The organism is Streptomyces sp. NPDC107538 (assembly GCF_055657445.1).
On the sequence record NZ_JBVKAY010000005.1, the window covers coordinates 647,654 to 661,229 of the forward strand.

Here is a 13,576-nt window from a genome sequence, read left to right on the forward strand (position 1 = left end):
AGCATGGGGCATGCGCTTTGATGACTGGCTACTCACCGAAGACGTTCATGACTTTCACGCCCGAGCTGGGGAGTTTCTGCGTTCGCGCCCCGCCCTGCACACCATGCAGTTGACGGTGACCGAGAAGTACCGGGCGAACGGGGTGGCCGCGCGCGGCTCCGAAGCGGCTGTATTCGGCCGACTGGAGCGGGACGGTGAGGTGCACGCCGCCTTCATCCAGCGCACCCCCGCCTCGTTCCTGAGCCTCACCCCCGCCACGCGCGAGCAGGCCGACGCGCTCGCCGCCCGGCTGGTCGACCTCGGCCACCCCGTCCCCGGTGTCAGCGCGGACCACGACACGTCCACCGCCTTCGCCGAGGCCTGGCAGCGGCGGAGCGGTGCCAAGGCCGTGGCCACCACGCGGCTCCATCTCTACCGCCTCGGCACGCTCACCCCGCAGGAGCCGTTCCCGGAGGGCCGGGGGCGCGTCGTGGGCGAGCGGGACCGGGAGCAACTCATCCGCTTCTGCCGTGAGTTCTGCGTCGCCGTCGGGGAGCAGGTCTCCATCGACCTGATCGACGCCGGTTCCTGGGACGACTCCCGCTTCGGCGACCGGCACTACACGTTCTGGGAGACCCCGGACGGCACCCCCGTCTCCATGGCGGCCGCGACCTCGATCGTCGGCGGCATGATCCGGGTGGACCCCGTCTACACTCCGGCCCACCTCCGGGGCCGCGGCTACGCCGGTGCCGTCACCGTCGAGACGAGCCGCGCCGCGCTGGCCGCCGGCGCGACGGACGTCGTGCTGTTCACGGACCCCAACAACGCCACCAGCAACGCCCTGTACCAGCGCCTCGGATACGTCCGCCTCACCGACTACACCGTGTACGAGTTCCCGTCCGCCGCAGACGAAGCAGACGAGGTGGCCGAGGTAGCCGAGGTAGCCGAGGGCGACTGACGCGGCACGGCGTTCCCGGGTCAGCGGCCCGGCTTCAGGCGGCCCGCCCAGCGGCGTAGGCCTCGGCGGGCTCGGCCCGGGCGCGTACGGGACGCCGACGCCGACGACGATGCCCTCGACGCTCCGGTGCGGGCGGCCGTCGCCCGGCCGGGGCTTCGGGGCCAGTGGTCGTCGGGGGACAGAAGCGGCGCCCTGCGCTGGGCCTGGGCCTGGATCTCGACGTGGGAGGCGTGCGCGGTGGCGCGGAACGCCTCCTCGTACGCGGCCAGCGCGCCGTTCATCGCCCCGCCGCCGACGCCCCGGCGGCGGATACGCACCCCCAGCCACACAAAGGGCCCCAGCGCCACCGCGAAGCCGACCACCGAGATCAGGAACGGTAAGAACGCTTCCATGGCCATGAGCCTACGGACCGGAACGGTCCAAGGCGGCCGTGGGTGAAACGCGGTGGACAAGGAGCAGCCCGTGCGCGGCAGACTTGCCTCATGACCGCCACCACCTCGGACGCCAAGGCCGACCTCCTCTTCTATCTGCGGTCCGCGCGCGACGCGCTGCTGTGGAAGCTCGACGGACTGTCGGAGTACGACGCCCGTCGCCCGCTGACGCCGACCGGCACCAATCTCCTGGGGCTGCTGAAGCACGCGGCCGGGGTCGAACTCGGCTACCTCGGCGACACCTTCGGACGCCCGTCCGGCGAGGCGCTGCCCTGGCTCGACGCCGACGCCGTACCCAACGCGGACATGTGGGCCACCGCCGAGGAGTCCCGCGAGGACATCGTGGGCCTGTACCGCCGCGCCTGGGCGCACGCCGACGCGACGATCGAGGCGCTGCCGCTGGACACCGTCGGCCGGGTGCCGTGGTGGCCCGACGACCGGGACGAGGTGACACTGCACCACGCCGTCGTCCGCGTGATCGCCGACACCCACCGGCACGCCGGGCACGCCGACATCCTCCGGGAACTCCTCGACGGCGCGGTCGGAATGAACGAGCACAACACCAGCATCCCGTCGAACGACCCGACGTGGTGGGAGCGTTATCGCGACCGGCTGGAACAGACGGCCCTGGAACGGGCGGCCAAGGAGGCCGAGGGAAAGGCGTGACCGGGCCGGTGGAAAGGCACCTTCCGGAACGCGCCGGAATTCCGGCCGAATACACATTGCCCCGCCGCACTCTCTGCCCCTACTGTTGACCGCATGACTGCCGGGTCGGCCTTGGGCCGTGAGCGGATCGGTTACCCGGCCTCCGAGTGAGGCCGGGGCGGGCCAGGAGCCCGCCTGCCAACCGAGGTTCCGCGCACCGAACACCATTCTCTTTCTTCCGAGTTCCTTCGACACCCGTTGGTGTCCTTGGTGTCCTTGGCGCCCTTGGTGTTCCTTTCACACGCGTTGAACCCTTTCCGCGCTCACCCCTGCCCGAATTCCGCGACAAAGCATGTCGCCATGCCCGAAAGCAGAGAATGCCCAACCCTTTCAACCAGCCGGTCATCGACGAGTTCCGCGCCCGCCACGGCGAGGTCGGCGGATATTTCGAGGGCGCCCGACTGATCCTCCTGACCACCACCGGCGCCCGTACCGGCAACCGGCACACCACCCCCCTCGGCTACCTCCCCGACGGCGACGGCTCGATCCTGGTCATCGCGTCGGCCGGTGGCTCGCCGAAGAACCCCGACTGGTACCGGAACATCACCGCCGACCCCCGTGTCACCGTGGAGAGCGGGGCGTTCACCTACGAGGCCGAGGCCGTCGTCCTGGACGGCGAGGAGCGGGACCGGGCGTTCGCGCGGGCGGTCGAGAGCGAACCGGGATGGGCCGAGTACCAGGCGAAGACGGACCGTACGATCCCCGTCGTCGCCCTGCGTGAAGTCCCCGTGGCCGGTCCGCCGAACATCAACGCCGGTTCCATGGGCGAGGGTCTCAAGGTCGTCCATGACGCCTTCCGCCGCGAACTCGCCCTGATCAAGAAGGAGTTGATCGAGAGCGGCGGCAGGGCCGACCTCGGCGCCCAGCTCCGCGTCAACTGCCTCACCTTCTGCCAGGGCCTCCACAACCACCACACCGGCGAGGACATGGGCCTGTTCCCCTTCCTCGGCGACCGCCACCCCGAGCTGGCGCCGACCCTCGCCCGTCTCGACGAGGAGCACGAGCGCATCGCCGCCCTCGTCGCGGATCTGCGCCGGGTGGTGACCGCCGAGCACGCCGACCCCACCGCCGTACTCCCCGAGGTGGAGCGGCTCATCACCGCGCTCGAAGCCCATCTCGCGTACGAGGAGGAGCAGTTGATCCCGCTGCTGGACGCGGCGACGAGGCCCAAGGAGTGGTCGGCCGAGCCGGAGAGCGAGCCCGCGGCCCCGTAGACATAGAGAGGGGGGTGGGCTCCGGCGCATCGGCCCCCGCGAGCGACCGACCGGTGAGCGGCGTACGAGCCCCCTGGGGGGAGGGAGATCGGGCTCGCGTACCGCCGCTCACCGGCGCCCGCTCACCGTAGCCACGGGCCCGATCACCGAGGTGCCGGTACGGTCATGACTCCGCCGCCGTCCAGTAACACCCCTCTCCCCCACCCTCCCTGATGGCCGCCCTCACCACGGCAGTGCTCGCGCATGCACCACGTCCAGGCGCGACACCGCCCGGGTGAGCGCGACGTACAGGCGGTGCAGCCCCCGCGCTTCCGCCGCCACGATCGCCGCCGGTTCGACGACCACGACATGGTCGTACTCGAGCCCCTTCGCCGCGCCGGCGCCCAACACCGTGACCCGCGCCCCGAGTTCACCCGCACCACCCGCCGCGACCCCGGCCTCAAAGAGGGCACCCCGCAGCCGTACGACATCCGGACCGTCTGCCGCGATGACCCCGATGGACCCCTCCTGCGCGAGCGCGTCCAGCACGGCGGAGACCACCTCCGCGCAGACCGCCTCTTCCGTGACGCCCCCACCCGTACCCCCATCCCCGTCCCCATCACGCCCACCCACCCTCCTGATCCGCAACTCCCCGTCCCTCCGCAGGGATCGGGCTGCGGGCACATCCACCCCCAGGCGCCCCAGCAGCCCGTTCGCCAGCCCTACGACGGCCTGCGGCACCCGGAAACCGGTGGTGAGGGGGACGACATGGGCGTCCGGCTTGCCGAGGTGGGCGAGGAGGCCGGGCCAGTCGCGGGCGGCCCAGGGGGTCGTCCCCTGGGCGAGGTCGCCGAGGACGGTCACCGAGCCGTAGGCCGCCCGGCGGGCGATCGCGCGGCACTCCATCGGGGAGAGGTCCTGGGCCTCGTCGACGACGACATGGCCGTAACCGTCTGGATGCGCGAGCAGCCCCGCGACCTCGTCGAGCAGGACGAGGTCGGCGGCCGACCAGCGGGCCGACCGCCAGGTACGCGGCGGCTTCGCCCAGCCGACCGCCCGCCGCTCGTCCGCGTCGAGCAGCCCCTCCGCCGCGCCCGCCAGCGCGTCCGGATCCCCGAGCAGTCGCGCCACCACCTCCTCCGGCCGGACCTTCGGCCATACGGCGTCGACGTACGCGCCGACCGGGCGTGACCGCGAGATCCGGTACAGCCACGCGTTCGGACGCGGCCCGGCCCGCCGCTCCGCCTGCTCCCGCACCAGCCCCACCACCCGCGCCCGGACCCGCTCCCGCCCGACGTCGTACGGCAGGTCCTCCGCCCGTACGTCCGCCACGATCCGCCGCAGCTCGTCCCCGGACACCCGCCACCGGTACGCCCCCTCCGCCAGCACCAGGGGCTCGAAGCGCTCCCCGGGCCCCCTGCCCCTTCCCCTGCCGCTGCCGCCCGCGCCACCGGCGACTCCCGCGTACAGGGCTCGGCGCAGCACCCCCGCCATCCGGGCGTCGTGCTTCACCGCCGCCGCCCGCTCGTCGTCCTCCCCCGTGACCGGATGCCGGGCGATCTCGTCCGTGACCGTCGACTGGCGTACCCCCGTCTCACCCAGCGCGGGCAGGACCTCGGCGATGTAGGAGAGGAAGGTGCGGTTCGGGCCGAGGATCAGCAGACCGCCTCGGCGGATGCGCTGGGGGTAGGTGTAGAGGAGGTAGGCGGCGCGGTGCAGGCCGACGGCGGTCTTGCCGGTGCCGGGGGCGCCCTGCACACAGACGGAGGTGGTGAGGTCCGCCCGGACCAGGTCGTCCTGCTCCGGCTGGATGGTGGCGGCGATGTCCCGCATGGGGCCGAGCCGGGGCCGCTCGATCTCGGCGGCGAGAAGACCGCCGGGAAGGGCCCTTCGGTTGGTGTCCGCCTCCGCGCCGCCCGAGGCGTCACGACGGTCCAGGTGCTCGTCCTCCAGCCCCGTGAGGTCGGCCGAGTCGCCGCGGCTCCCCGGCGCCCACCCGAAGCGGCGCCGGACGGCGACACCCCGGGGATCGCGGGAATGGGCCTGGTAGAAGGCCCGTGAGACCGGCGCCCGCCAGTCCACGACCAGGGGCGGCACGGCCGGATCCTCACTGATCCGCAGCCGCCCGAGGTGATAGCTCTGGCCGGCGTGGTCGCTCTGCCCGGCGTGATCGCCGTGCCCGGCGTGATCGCTGGGCCCGCCGCGGTCGCTCTGCCCGCCGTGGTCGTTCCGGGCCGCCGCGGCGAAGTCGAGCCGCCCGAAGAACAACGGCCCCTCCGGCAGCTCACGCATCTCCTTGGCACGGCTGCGCAGCCGGTACCCGAGCACCTCGGCGTCGGCCCCCGAGGCGGAGACGTCCTCCCCGACGACGACCTGCTCCCCCGCCCCCTCGACCATGGCGGCGAGGGCGTCCCGGCAGGTGTCGTGGTACGCGCGCTCCTGGGCGAAGGCGTCCCGGAGGGCGGGGTCGGCGGCGGTTTCGCGAGGCGTCATTCCGCCGAGCGTACCGAAAAATAGTGACCGAGTTAAATTATTTACCGAGCCTCACGCGTTGCCGGGCCTCACGGATCCGGGGGCCCACCTACGCCGTGGCCCCCTCCCCCCGTGCCCCCAACGGCAGCGCCCCCTCCAACCGCCCGAACACCCGCTCCGCGGCGGCCACGGCGTCCCGCTCGACCTCCTCCAGCGGCTCCCCCAGTTCCACCCGCCGCCGGTTCTCCTCCGCGAGCACCCGCCGTACGGCCACGATCTGCCCGGCGGCGACCCGCGCGTCGAGCCCGCCGCCGAGCACCTCGGCGAGCGCGGCCTCGGCCCGCTCCAGATGGCCGTACGCCCGCGCGACCAGCGACGGCGTCCCGTAGAGCAGCCGGTGGAACGCGAGCACCTGCGGATGGTCGTTCAGCCCGGTCACCGGGTCCCGCCGGGCCAGCCCCGCCAGGAAGTGCGCCCGTACGGCCCCCACCACCGACTCCCCCTCGGCGCGCCCCGCGACCACCCGCGCCGTCTCGTCCTCGTGATCGGCGATCCGGTACAGGACGAGGTCCTCCTTCGCCGGGAAGTACCGGAAGAGCGTCGGCTTCGAGATCTCCGCCGCGGCCGCCACCTCGGCCACGGACACCGCGTCGAACCCCTTCTCCAGAAACAGCCGGATCGCGACCCCCGACACGGTCTCGTACATCCGCCGCTTCTTACGCTCCCGAAGCCCGCTCTCACTCATGCCGTCGAGCCTAGGCGGCGGCGTCACGCGTGCGTGCGCAGCCAGCGGGCGAGCGCGGCCTCGATCACCGACACACTGGGCAGCTTCTCGATGCCCAGGGGCCGTGCGCCTCTGCGCAGCACGTCCCGGACGGCCCGGGTCGCGCGGCGGAGCCGGTTCCGGTCCACCCCCGGCTCCAGGCGCAGGGACTGGGAGGTGCGGATGACGTCGGTGAAGACCGACTGGGCCTTCTTGAAGTCGAGCAGCTTCGGCAGGTCCTCCCGCCAGCCTCGCGAGCTTCCCCGCCGGACGTTCTCGGCGAGCGCGCACCAACGCTCCGTCATCCGGCGTTCCTGATCCGACGGGTAGTGCATCAGGTAGAGGTGGGTGGCCAGGTCGTAGAGCGGATCGCCGAACATCGCGAGTTCCCAGTCGATGGCCCAGAGGCGGCGCTCGTGGTCGACGATGAGGTTCTCGCGGTGGAGGTCGGCGTGGAGGAGGCAGAAGGGGCGCTCCCGCAGGCCGGCCACATGCTTTCTGAGCTGTTTGAAGGAGTCGGGGTCCAGTTCCAGGTCCGCGAACAGGGCTCCGTACTCCGGGAGGTTGTCGCCGTAGACGCGCTCCTCGGTGAAGGAGATCAGCCGGTCGAGGAAACCCGCGCTGTCGCCCTCCAGCGCGCGGTCGCGCTGATCGCATCTCCGTTTGACCAGGAGAGTGCGGGGTCTGACGGCGACCAGTTGCCGGAACAGGGCGAGGATCTGCTCGAACTCCGTGGCCGGGACGGCCGTGCCGGAGGCGTGGAGCGTCCCTAGGGTGTCGCCCTCGATGAACCGCTGGAGGACGGTGCCCTCGACCTCGATGAGATCGGGGATGTTGTCGATACGCCCGCGCAGTTCGGTGAGGAGGCGCTCCTCGGAGTCGAAGCAGCGCCGGTCGAACCACAGCAGGCTCTCGCGCGGCTCCCGGCACTTCCAGCGTCCGCCCTCGCCGACCTTCGCCTCGGCGGGCAGGCGGAAGACGTACGTCTCATGGTGGTAGCCGCTGAGCGGGCCCTCCACCTCGTCCGGGGCGGCGCTCATCTCACCGGCGCGGCGCCGCCCCAGGGACTCCGAATCAGCTGGCATTGATCGTTCTCTCGCCGTGGTCTCACCGGTGGTGAAATCAAGAAGTGGAGGCACGTTACTCCTCCGTGGTGCCGCATCGTGCCAGAAGCGATTCATTCGTATGTGGCGGTCCACCGGTTGAACACGCACACGTCCCGGCCCGTACAGACACGCATTCGAGCGCCTGCCCGAAGACGTCTCGTCCCCGAGACGACCGGCCCCTTGCACCACACTCACCCGCGCGCCGCGGAGGCCATGGCCCGGCGGAAGTGGAACGCGCTCGACCCCGCCGTCGAGGCGGGCGACATCGTCACGCGCTGATTTCTCGAACTTCACCCTGTTCTTCGTCCTGCTGATGGTTCAGGCCTGATCCGGGAGTGGGGATCGCAGGACGTCCAGGACTGGCTTCAGGGAGTTGACCGTGTGGGGGAGGGGGACGCCGGCGTCGAGGAGGGTTTTGAGTTTGTGTTCGTTACGCGCGTAGCCCAGGAAGGGGACGCCGGCCTCGCGGGCCGCCTCGAAGTCGGTGGGGGCGTCGCCGAGCATGAGGGCGCGGGCGGAGTCGGCGCCCATGGCGTTGAGGGCCTGGCGCAGGGTGTGCGGGTGCGGCTTCATGCGGTCGAGGTCGCGCGTGCGGCCGTAGATGTACGGGAAGCAGTCGGTGAGGCCGCGGGTCTCGATGTAACGGGCCGCCGCGAGCGCCGAGTTGTTGGTGGTGATGGCGAACCTGGCCCGGCGCGACCAGGTCCGGATGAGCGGGTCGGCCCAGCTGGTGGGGTACGCCTTCGGCGCGGCGGTCAGCTCCTGCTGGGTGAGCCACTCCTCGACGTCGGTGATGAGGTCGCTGCTCGGATGGCGTCGGCCCAGCCCGAGGAGGACTACCTGGGGGTCGGCCGTACTCCGTTCGCGCTCCGTCAGCAGGCCGCCCAGCCCGCGTCTGTCGATCAACTCCACCAGATCGCGGGCCACTTGGTGCGCGGGATGCCCGGAGAACAGCCGGCAGATCGGCCCGTCCAGGTCCCAGAGCACGAAGCGGACCGGGGTGATCAGGTCTCGCAGTTCCCGAAGGTGCTCCGACTCTGACTCTGTCTCTGCTGTCACCGGTTCAGTCTGCGCCGTGTTCCGCGCCATGTTCCGCGCCTCGTTCCGCGCCTCGTTCTGCGCTGCGTTCCGCGCCTCGTTCTGCGCTCTGTTCCGCGCCGTATCAGAAGTCACTAGGAGAGTGTCAGGTCCGTCGTGATGGTTTCCCAGAGGGCGTTGAACCATTGCTGGGACTGATCCACAAAGGCGGCGTCGCGCGGGCCGGTCTGCTTCTCGAAGGAGAAGAGGAGGGACTGGGTGCCGAAGGCGTCGTACATCTCCAGCGGGCCGTTCTCCATCTGCTCCTCGCGCTTCATGAGCATGTAGTACGCGATCAGCGCCTCCTGGCCGTTGAGGAGGTAGAGCTTGACGGGCGGGGTGAAGGGCAGGGCGCGGAAGGTCACCCGGACGTCGAGCTGGTGGGAGGTGCGCAGGGCCAGCAGGTTGTGCCGCAGGACGCGGATCTGGGCGTTGCGCTGGTCGAGCCAGCGCTTGTGGACCGGGTCCTCCTCGTCGTCCCCGCCGCGCGCCTCCACCGGGACCGGGAACGCCAGGTTGATCTTCCGGGAGGGCAGCAGGATACGGACGTCGATCGACTTCGGGCGGATCGTTTTCTCATGGATACGGCGGACCGGTTCGCCGAGGGCCAGCATCAGGGTCTCGGCGGTGAGGCAGGCCGCGTCGACGCGGACGTGCGGCGCGGAGAAGGCCTCGGCGAGGCGGGGGCCGAGGCCCACCATCGTCGGCTGCGGCTCATGGCCCGCGGTGTGCCCGGCCTCGGCGACCCGGGGCGGACTCCCCTTGCTCACGTTGCTCAGCAGCCCGTCCTCCTGCAGCGCGCGCAGCGCCTGCCGGACCGTGCCGCGCTCCACGCCGAACTCCTCCGCCAGCTCGGCCTGGGTGGGCAGGCGCTCGCCGGGCCGGAGGTCGCCACCGCGGATGCGGTCCCGCAGGGTCGCGGCGATCTCCTGGGCCGAGAGCTTTCTGCTGCCGTTCACTGCAACGTTCTCCTGAGTCACGACCAAACGCTACAACTCTCACCCATCTTTGGGGAGTTCACGGAAAGGTGGTTATGAACATAGACCAAGAGGGAACCATTTAAACGAAGTTGGTTGCCAACTTGGTCAAGTTGGCGAAAGTTCTCTCGCCCCTCGGAGGAGGTACCACCATGCCCGCTGCCCTCGCACTCGCCTCCGCCCTCGCCGTCCTCGCCCTCCAGCGATTCGTCGAGTGGCGCTACGGCACCATGGGAATCGTCGGCCTGCTGTTCCTCACCGTCGGGCTGAAGGCGAACAACCACGCCTGCAGCTCGATCGGCGCGGTCATCCTCACATTGATGTTCGCCGGCCCGGCGATGTGACGGCCGACGGCCCGAGCTTCAGCTGGTCAGCAGCAGATCCGAACTGATCGTCTCCCACAGCGCGTTGAACCACAGCCCCGACTGCTCCACGAACGTCGTGTCCCGCGGCGCGGCGACCGGGCCGCGTTCGAACGCGAACAGCGTGGACTGGGTGCCCTCGGCGTCGTACATCTCCAGCTGCTCACTGTCCACCTCGGCCTCCCTCCGCTGGACCGTGTAGTACGCGAACAGCGCCTCCCGGCCGTTGAGCAGATACAGCTTCACGGGCGGGGTGAAGGGCAGCGCCCGGAAGGAGACATGGACGTCCACGCCGTGCGTGGACCGCAGCGCCAGCAGGTTGTGCTTGAGCACCTGCCCCTGCGCGTTGCGCTGGGCGAGCCAGCGGCGCTGCACCCGGCCGTCGGCCGAGGCGTCGTCCAGGAGGTCGACCGGGGCCGGGAAGGCCAGCGGGATGTCACGGCTGGGCAGCATCACCCGGACGTCGACCCTGGCCGGTTTTATGCGCCCCGCGTGAATCTCGCGCAACGGCTCACCCACGGCGAGCGTGAGGGACACGGAGGTCAGGCAGAGGGCGTCGATCTTCACATGCGGGGCCGCGAAGGCGGCGGATATGCGCGGGGCAAGCTCCACCATCGTGGGCCGCGGCGCCGCTCCGGGACCGCCGCCGGCCGCCGCTCCCACACGTGCGGCGACGGTGGCCGGGCTGCCCTTGGAAACGTTGGTGAGCAGGTGCTCCGACTGCAGGATGCGCAAGGCCTGGCGTACGGCCCCGCGCTCCACGCCGAACTCGTCGGCCAGCTTCGCCTGGGTGGGCATGCGCTGTCCCGGTCGCAGCTCGCCGGACCTGATCCGGCCGCGCAACACGTCGGCCACCTCGTGATGTGACCTCTGGGGCCGCTGTGACGACTTCCGCCCGTCGGCGGCCGTGCGTTCCCGCTCCACGCACAAACCCTACAACTTCTCGCCATCTTTGGGCAGTTCATGGGAAGGTGGTTATGAGACGACTCCAAGCGGAGATAAGTAAGGTGGAGTTGGTCACCAACTTTTACAACATGGTCAAACTTCAGACCAACCACAGACCGACCGATCGACCTCCCTTCCGGAGGGGAGCCGGGAGTTCGACCGGTCCGCACCGTCACAACTGAATGGTTCAGCCATAACTGAATGCGCAGCCACAACTGAACAGCTACGGAAGCAGAAGAAGGACAGCACCCCGCACCCACCCAGAAAGGTCAGAAGAGGTCCGGGCACCAAGGGCGCCTGGACGTCCGCAGCAGGGCGTCGGCCATGGAGGCGGCGCCCTTCCGCTGTTCCCGCACCCGGCCGAGCGCGGCGAGCCGTACGGCCGACTCGTCGCCCAGCCACAGCGCCGCCAGGTCGGCGGCCTCCAGCACGAGATCCCCGTCCGCGCTCGTCGCGCTCGTCGGCACACAACTCGCCCCGTCCGGGCTCGCGTCCAGCCGATAGCGCCCGTTCGCGAAGCCGTCCCGGTCCACGACCTCCAGCACCAGCGTCCCCGTCCCCGCGTACGTACGGGCCTCCAGCGCCCGTACGACGTCCAGGATTCGCACCCACAGCCAGTCCGCGTGGGTGGTGACGCTCACGGCGCGCGGGTCGGGGAAGAAGTGCGGGAGGAGGTCGTCGGGGGCCCGCCAGCCCGACTTGACCTTGGTGATCCAGTCGATCGAGCAGAGGTAGTGCCACAGGGCGCGCTCGGCGGCCGGGGTGGTCGCGATCAGCCAGTTGACCTCGGCCGTGTTCTGCGGCTGCTTCATCTGCCAGGCGTCGTCCGCCTCGTAGGAGACCATGCCCTCGACCTCGCCGGCCGCCGAGCGGTAGACCGCGTAGAACGGCTCGGTCCAGGAGCCGAAGACGCGCAACTCGCCGGTGTTGATCCGCCACCAGCGCTCGTCGCGGCTCACCGCGCCGGGTTGCGCGGCGCGCAGGCGCTCGTGCAGGGCGGGGCCGAGGGCGCGTACGGCCGCGCCGTCGACGAGGTCGACCCGGCCGCCGTCCGCCGGGCCGGACCAGCGGGGGTCCAGGCCGGTGCGGGGGACGTCCACGGTCCACTCGGTGGTCCAGGTGGCGGGGCCGAAGCCGTAGCGGCCGTAGATGGGGTACTCGGCGGCGATCAGGGTGGCGACGACGTCGCCGCGGTCCTTCGCGGCGGTGAGGTCGGCGGCCATCATCCGGGTGAGGAGGCCTCGGCGGCGGTGGGTGGGGCTGACCGTGACGTTCGAGATGGCGTCGGCGGGGACGGTTCGGCCGCCGACGGTCGTCAGTTCCTGGGGGAACGAGCGGAAGGTCGCGACGACGGGGTTCGTGGGGGTGGTGGGGTCGAACGCGGCGAGGGTGCGGGGTGGGTCTATGTGGGACGAGCGGTCCTTGAGCTCCTGGGGGGTCAGGGTTTCCGGGGCTCGTAGGAAGCCGGTGTTCAGGGCGGTGAGCCAGGCCGGGATCTCGTCCTCGGTGACGGGGCGTACGGCGGTGTCTTGGGAGGGGCTCATGGGGTCACGCTAGGGGGGTGCCCTCGGCATGTCTCGGGGTTTTCTCGCCCCCGCCGCCCCTACCCGTCCCATCCCCAGGGGCTGCGCCCCTTCGACCCCCTTTTCGCGCTCCGCGCGGGGGTGGGTGCGTGCGGGTTCGGTGGGGGCTGGTCGCGCAGTTCCCCGCGCCCCTCAAAAGCAGGGGCTGCGCCCCGTGCTTTTGTCTTTAGGGGCGCGGGGAACTGCGCGAGAAGCCCCACCGGGCCCGCACCCGACAGCGCACCCTCACGTCAACAAATCGTCCACCTGCGCCTCGCCCTCCCGGTAGCGGCGGGCGATCTCCGCGCTGCAGTCGTCGGCGGTGCGCTGGAGGCGCTGGCGGCGGCCGGAGATCTGCTGCTCGTGGTGGACGAGACGGGCGAGCCCGGCGGTGAGTTCGTCGTCGGTGCGGGCTTCGAGGTCGGACAGCTCGACCTCGTCCAGCATCTCGGCGGCGAGTCTGCGGTGCTCCTCCCCGTGCGGCGTGCCCACGGTGACGTGCCGGGCCGAGGAGCGGTGCCGGGCCGGTGCGTCCGTGAGGATCGCCGAGAGCCGGTCGACGAGCGCCGAGGGCTCGCCCTGGGTTCCGCCCCGGCGGGCCAGTTCGGCGCGCAGGATGTCGATACGGCCCTGGAGCAGCCGCCGCAGATAACTGAGGTCGGCCTCGTCCCGCTGGGCGTCCCGGCGCAGGGTGCGCAGTTCGGGCAGCCGCAGCCGGGACAGATCGTGCTCGGCCTGGTCCGGCGGCGGCAGTGGTCCGCTGTCCGTGCGCTGGACCGGTGGCCGGCGGACGCCGGGGCCGGGCCCCGGGGTCGCAGGGTCAAACGTCGTGGTCCCCGGGGGCTGCCCGGAACTCGATGTGCTCATGCGCCTCAACCGTCCCCTCGACCGGTGTGTGTGAGCATGGTGCCACTCCCGGTAGCCCCTTGGTGACCGAGTCCCCGCGATCCACCCCAGATGGTCCAGATGGGCGGTAATGGATCAATGAGAAAGACCGGGCAAAGCACTCTTCAAACCCCTGTGATCACAAACCCCCCGTACGAGGG

The 13,576-nt window shown here is 71.0% G+C and carries 13 protein-coding genes; 4 read left to right on the forward strand and 9 right to left on the reverse strand.

The features are described from left to right. Positions 1–10 precede the first annotated feature (10 nt). Entirely contained in the window at positions 11–937 is a 927-nt protein-coding gene (locus ACZ7MG_RS21335) for a GNAT family N-acetyltransferase (protein ID WP_471395589.1), read from the forward strand. A 20-nt stretch (positions 938–957) separates the two neighbouring features. Here the strand turns inward: ACZ7MG_RS21335 and ACZ7MG_RS21340 are convergent, their stop codons facing one another. Continuing rightward, on the reverse strand, positions 958–1,329 hold the full coding sequence (locus ACZ7MG_RS21340) for a hypothetical protein (protein WP_471395590.1): 372 nt from the start codon (positions 1,327–1,329) through the stop codon (positions 958–960). 90 nt (positions 1,330–1,419) lie between these two features. On the opposite strand from ACZ7MG_RS21340, the gene ACZ7MG_RS21345 reads away from it, so the two are divergent. Next, positions 1,420–2,034 carry a DinB family protein gene (locus tag ACZ7MG_RS21345; protein WP_471395591.1) on the forward strand — a complete coding sequence of 205 codons (615 nt, stop codon included), beginning with the start codon at positions 1,420–1,422 and terminating at the stop codon, positions 2,032–2,034. A gap of 356 nt (positions 2,035–2,390) precedes the next feature. Then, complete coding sequence (locus ACZ7MG_RS21350) at positions 2,391–3,287, forward strand: nitroreductase/quinone reductase family protein (protein WP_471395592.1); 897 nt, start codon at positions 2,391–2,393, stop codon at positions 3,285–3,287. 222 nt (positions 3,288–3,509) lie between these two features. Here ACZ7MG_RS21350 and ACZ7MG_RS21355 read toward each other — a convergent pair whose 3' ends face one another. The 5 genes from ACZ7MG_RS21355 to ACZ7MG_RS21375 all read right to left on the reverse strand — a co-directional run bounded on the left by ACZ7MG_RS21355 (position 3,510) and on the right by ACZ7MG_RS21375 (position 9,643). Further along, on the reverse strand, positions 3,510–5,759 hold the full coding sequence (locus tag ACZ7MG_RS21355; RefSeq protein WP_471395593.1) for a HelD family protein: 2,250 nt from the start codon (positions 5,757–5,759) through the stop codon (positions 3,510–3,512). An 88-nt stretch (positions 5,760–5,847) separates the two neighbouring features. Then, the gene (locus ACZ7MG_RS21360) at positions 5,848–6,483 is read right to left on the reverse strand and encodes a TetR family transcriptional regulator (protein ID WP_471395594.1); all 636 of its coding nucleotides are present in this window, start codon (positions 6,481–6,483) and stop codon (positions 5,848–5,850) included. A 23-nt stretch (positions 6,484–6,506) separates the two neighbouring features. Then, the gene (locus ACZ7MG_RS21365) at positions 6,507–7,586 is read right to left on the reverse strand and encodes a phosphotransferase (protein ID WP_471395595.1); all 1,080 of its coding nucleotides are present in this window, start codon (positions 7,584–7,586) and stop codon (positions 6,507–6,509) included. A 339-nt stretch (positions 7,587–7,925) separates the two neighbouring features. Beyond that, positions 7,926–8,666, reverse strand: a complete 741-nt coding sequence (locus tag ACZ7MG_RS21370) for an HAD family hydrolase (RefSeq protein WP_471395596.1) — start codon at positions 8,664–8,666, stop codon at positions 7,926–7,928. Between the two features lie 113 nt (positions 8,667–8,779). After that, entirely contained in the window at positions 8,780–9,643 is an 864-nt protein-coding gene (locus tag ACZ7MG_RS21375) for a GntR family transcriptional regulator (RefSeq protein WP_471395597.1), read from the reverse strand. A 170-nt stretch (positions 9,644–9,813) separates the two neighbouring features. Here ACZ7MG_RS21375 and ACZ7MG_RS21380 point away from each other — a divergent pair, with 170 nt between their 5' ends. After that, positions 9,814–10,005, forward strand: coding sequence for a hypothetical protein (locus ACZ7MG_RS21380; RefSeq protein WP_471395598.1), 192 nt, complete (start codon positions 9,814–9,816; stop codon positions 10,003–10,005). Between the two features lie 18 nt (positions 10,006–10,023). On the opposite strand, the gene ACZ7MG_RS21385 is transcribed toward ACZ7MG_RS21380, so the two are convergent. The 3 genes from ACZ7MG_RS21385 to ACZ7MG_RS21395 form a co-directional block, all read right to left on the reverse strand. Then, positions 10,024–10,878 (reverse strand): winged helix-turn-helix domain-containing protein, encoded by an 855-nt coding sequence (locus tag ACZ7MG_RS21385; protein ID WP_471946150.1) that lies wholly within the window; start codon positions 10,876–10,878, stop codon positions 10,024–10,026. A gap of 359 nt (positions 10,879–11,237) precedes the next feature. Then, positions 11,238–12,512, reverse strand: a complete 1,275-nt coding sequence (locus ACZ7MG_RS21390; protein ID WP_471395600.1) for a GNAT family N-acetyltransferase — start codon at positions 12,510–12,512, stop codon at positions 11,238–11,240. Between the two features lie 264 nt (positions 12,513–12,776). After that, positions 12,777–13,397 (reverse strand): RsiG family protein, encoded by a 621-nt coding sequence (locus tag ACZ7MG_RS21395; RefSeq protein WP_471395601.1) that lies wholly within the window; start codon positions 13,395–13,397, stop codon positions 12,777–12,779. Between the last annotated feature and the right edge of the window lie 179 nt (positions 13,398–13,576).

Bases quoted from the DNA above. Each gene is read 5' to 3' on its own strand.
- ACZ7MG_RS21395 (WP_471395601.1), bottom strand. From the start codon at position 13,397: ATGAGCACATCGAGTTCCGGGCAGCCCCCGGGGACCACGACGTTTGAC.
- ACZ7MG_RS21335 (WP_471395589.1), top strand. From the start codon at position 11: ATGCGCTTTGATGACTGGCTACTCACCGAAGACGTTCATGACTTTCAC.
- ACZ7MG_RS21340 (WP_471395590.1), bottom strand. From the start codon at position 1,329: ATGGAAGCGTTCTTACCGTTCCTGATCTCGGTGGTCGGCTTCGCGGTG.
- ACZ7MG_RS21360 (WP_471395594.1), bottom strand. From the start codon at position 6,483: ATGAGTGAGAGCGGGCTTCGGGAGCGTAAGAAGCGGCGGATGTACGAG.
- ACZ7MG_RS21345 (WP_471395591.1), top strand. From the start codon at position 1,420: ATGACCGCCACCACCTCGGACGCCAAGGCCGACCTCCTCTTCTATCTG.
- ACZ7MG_RS21390 (WP_471395600.1), bottom strand. From the start codon at position 12,512: ATGAGCCCCTCCCAAGACACCGCCGTACGCCCCGTCACCGAGGACGAG.
- ACZ7MG_RS21365 (WP_471395595.1), bottom strand. From the start codon at position 7,586: ATGCCAGCTGATTCGGAGTCCCTGGGGCGGCGCCGCGCCGGTGAGATG.
- ACZ7MG_RS21350 (WP_471395592.1), top strand. From the start codon at position 2,391: ATGCCCAACCCTTTCAACCAGCCGGTCATCGACGAGTTCCGCGCCCGC.
- ACZ7MG_RS21380 (WP_471395598.1), top strand. From the start codon at position 9,814: ATGCCCGCTGCCCTCGCACTCGCCTCCGCCCTCGCCGTCCTCGCCCTC.
- ACZ7MG_RS21355 (WP_471395593.1), bottom strand. From the start codon at position 5,759: ATGACGCCTCGCGAAACCGCCGCCGACCCCGCCCTCCGGGACGCCTTC.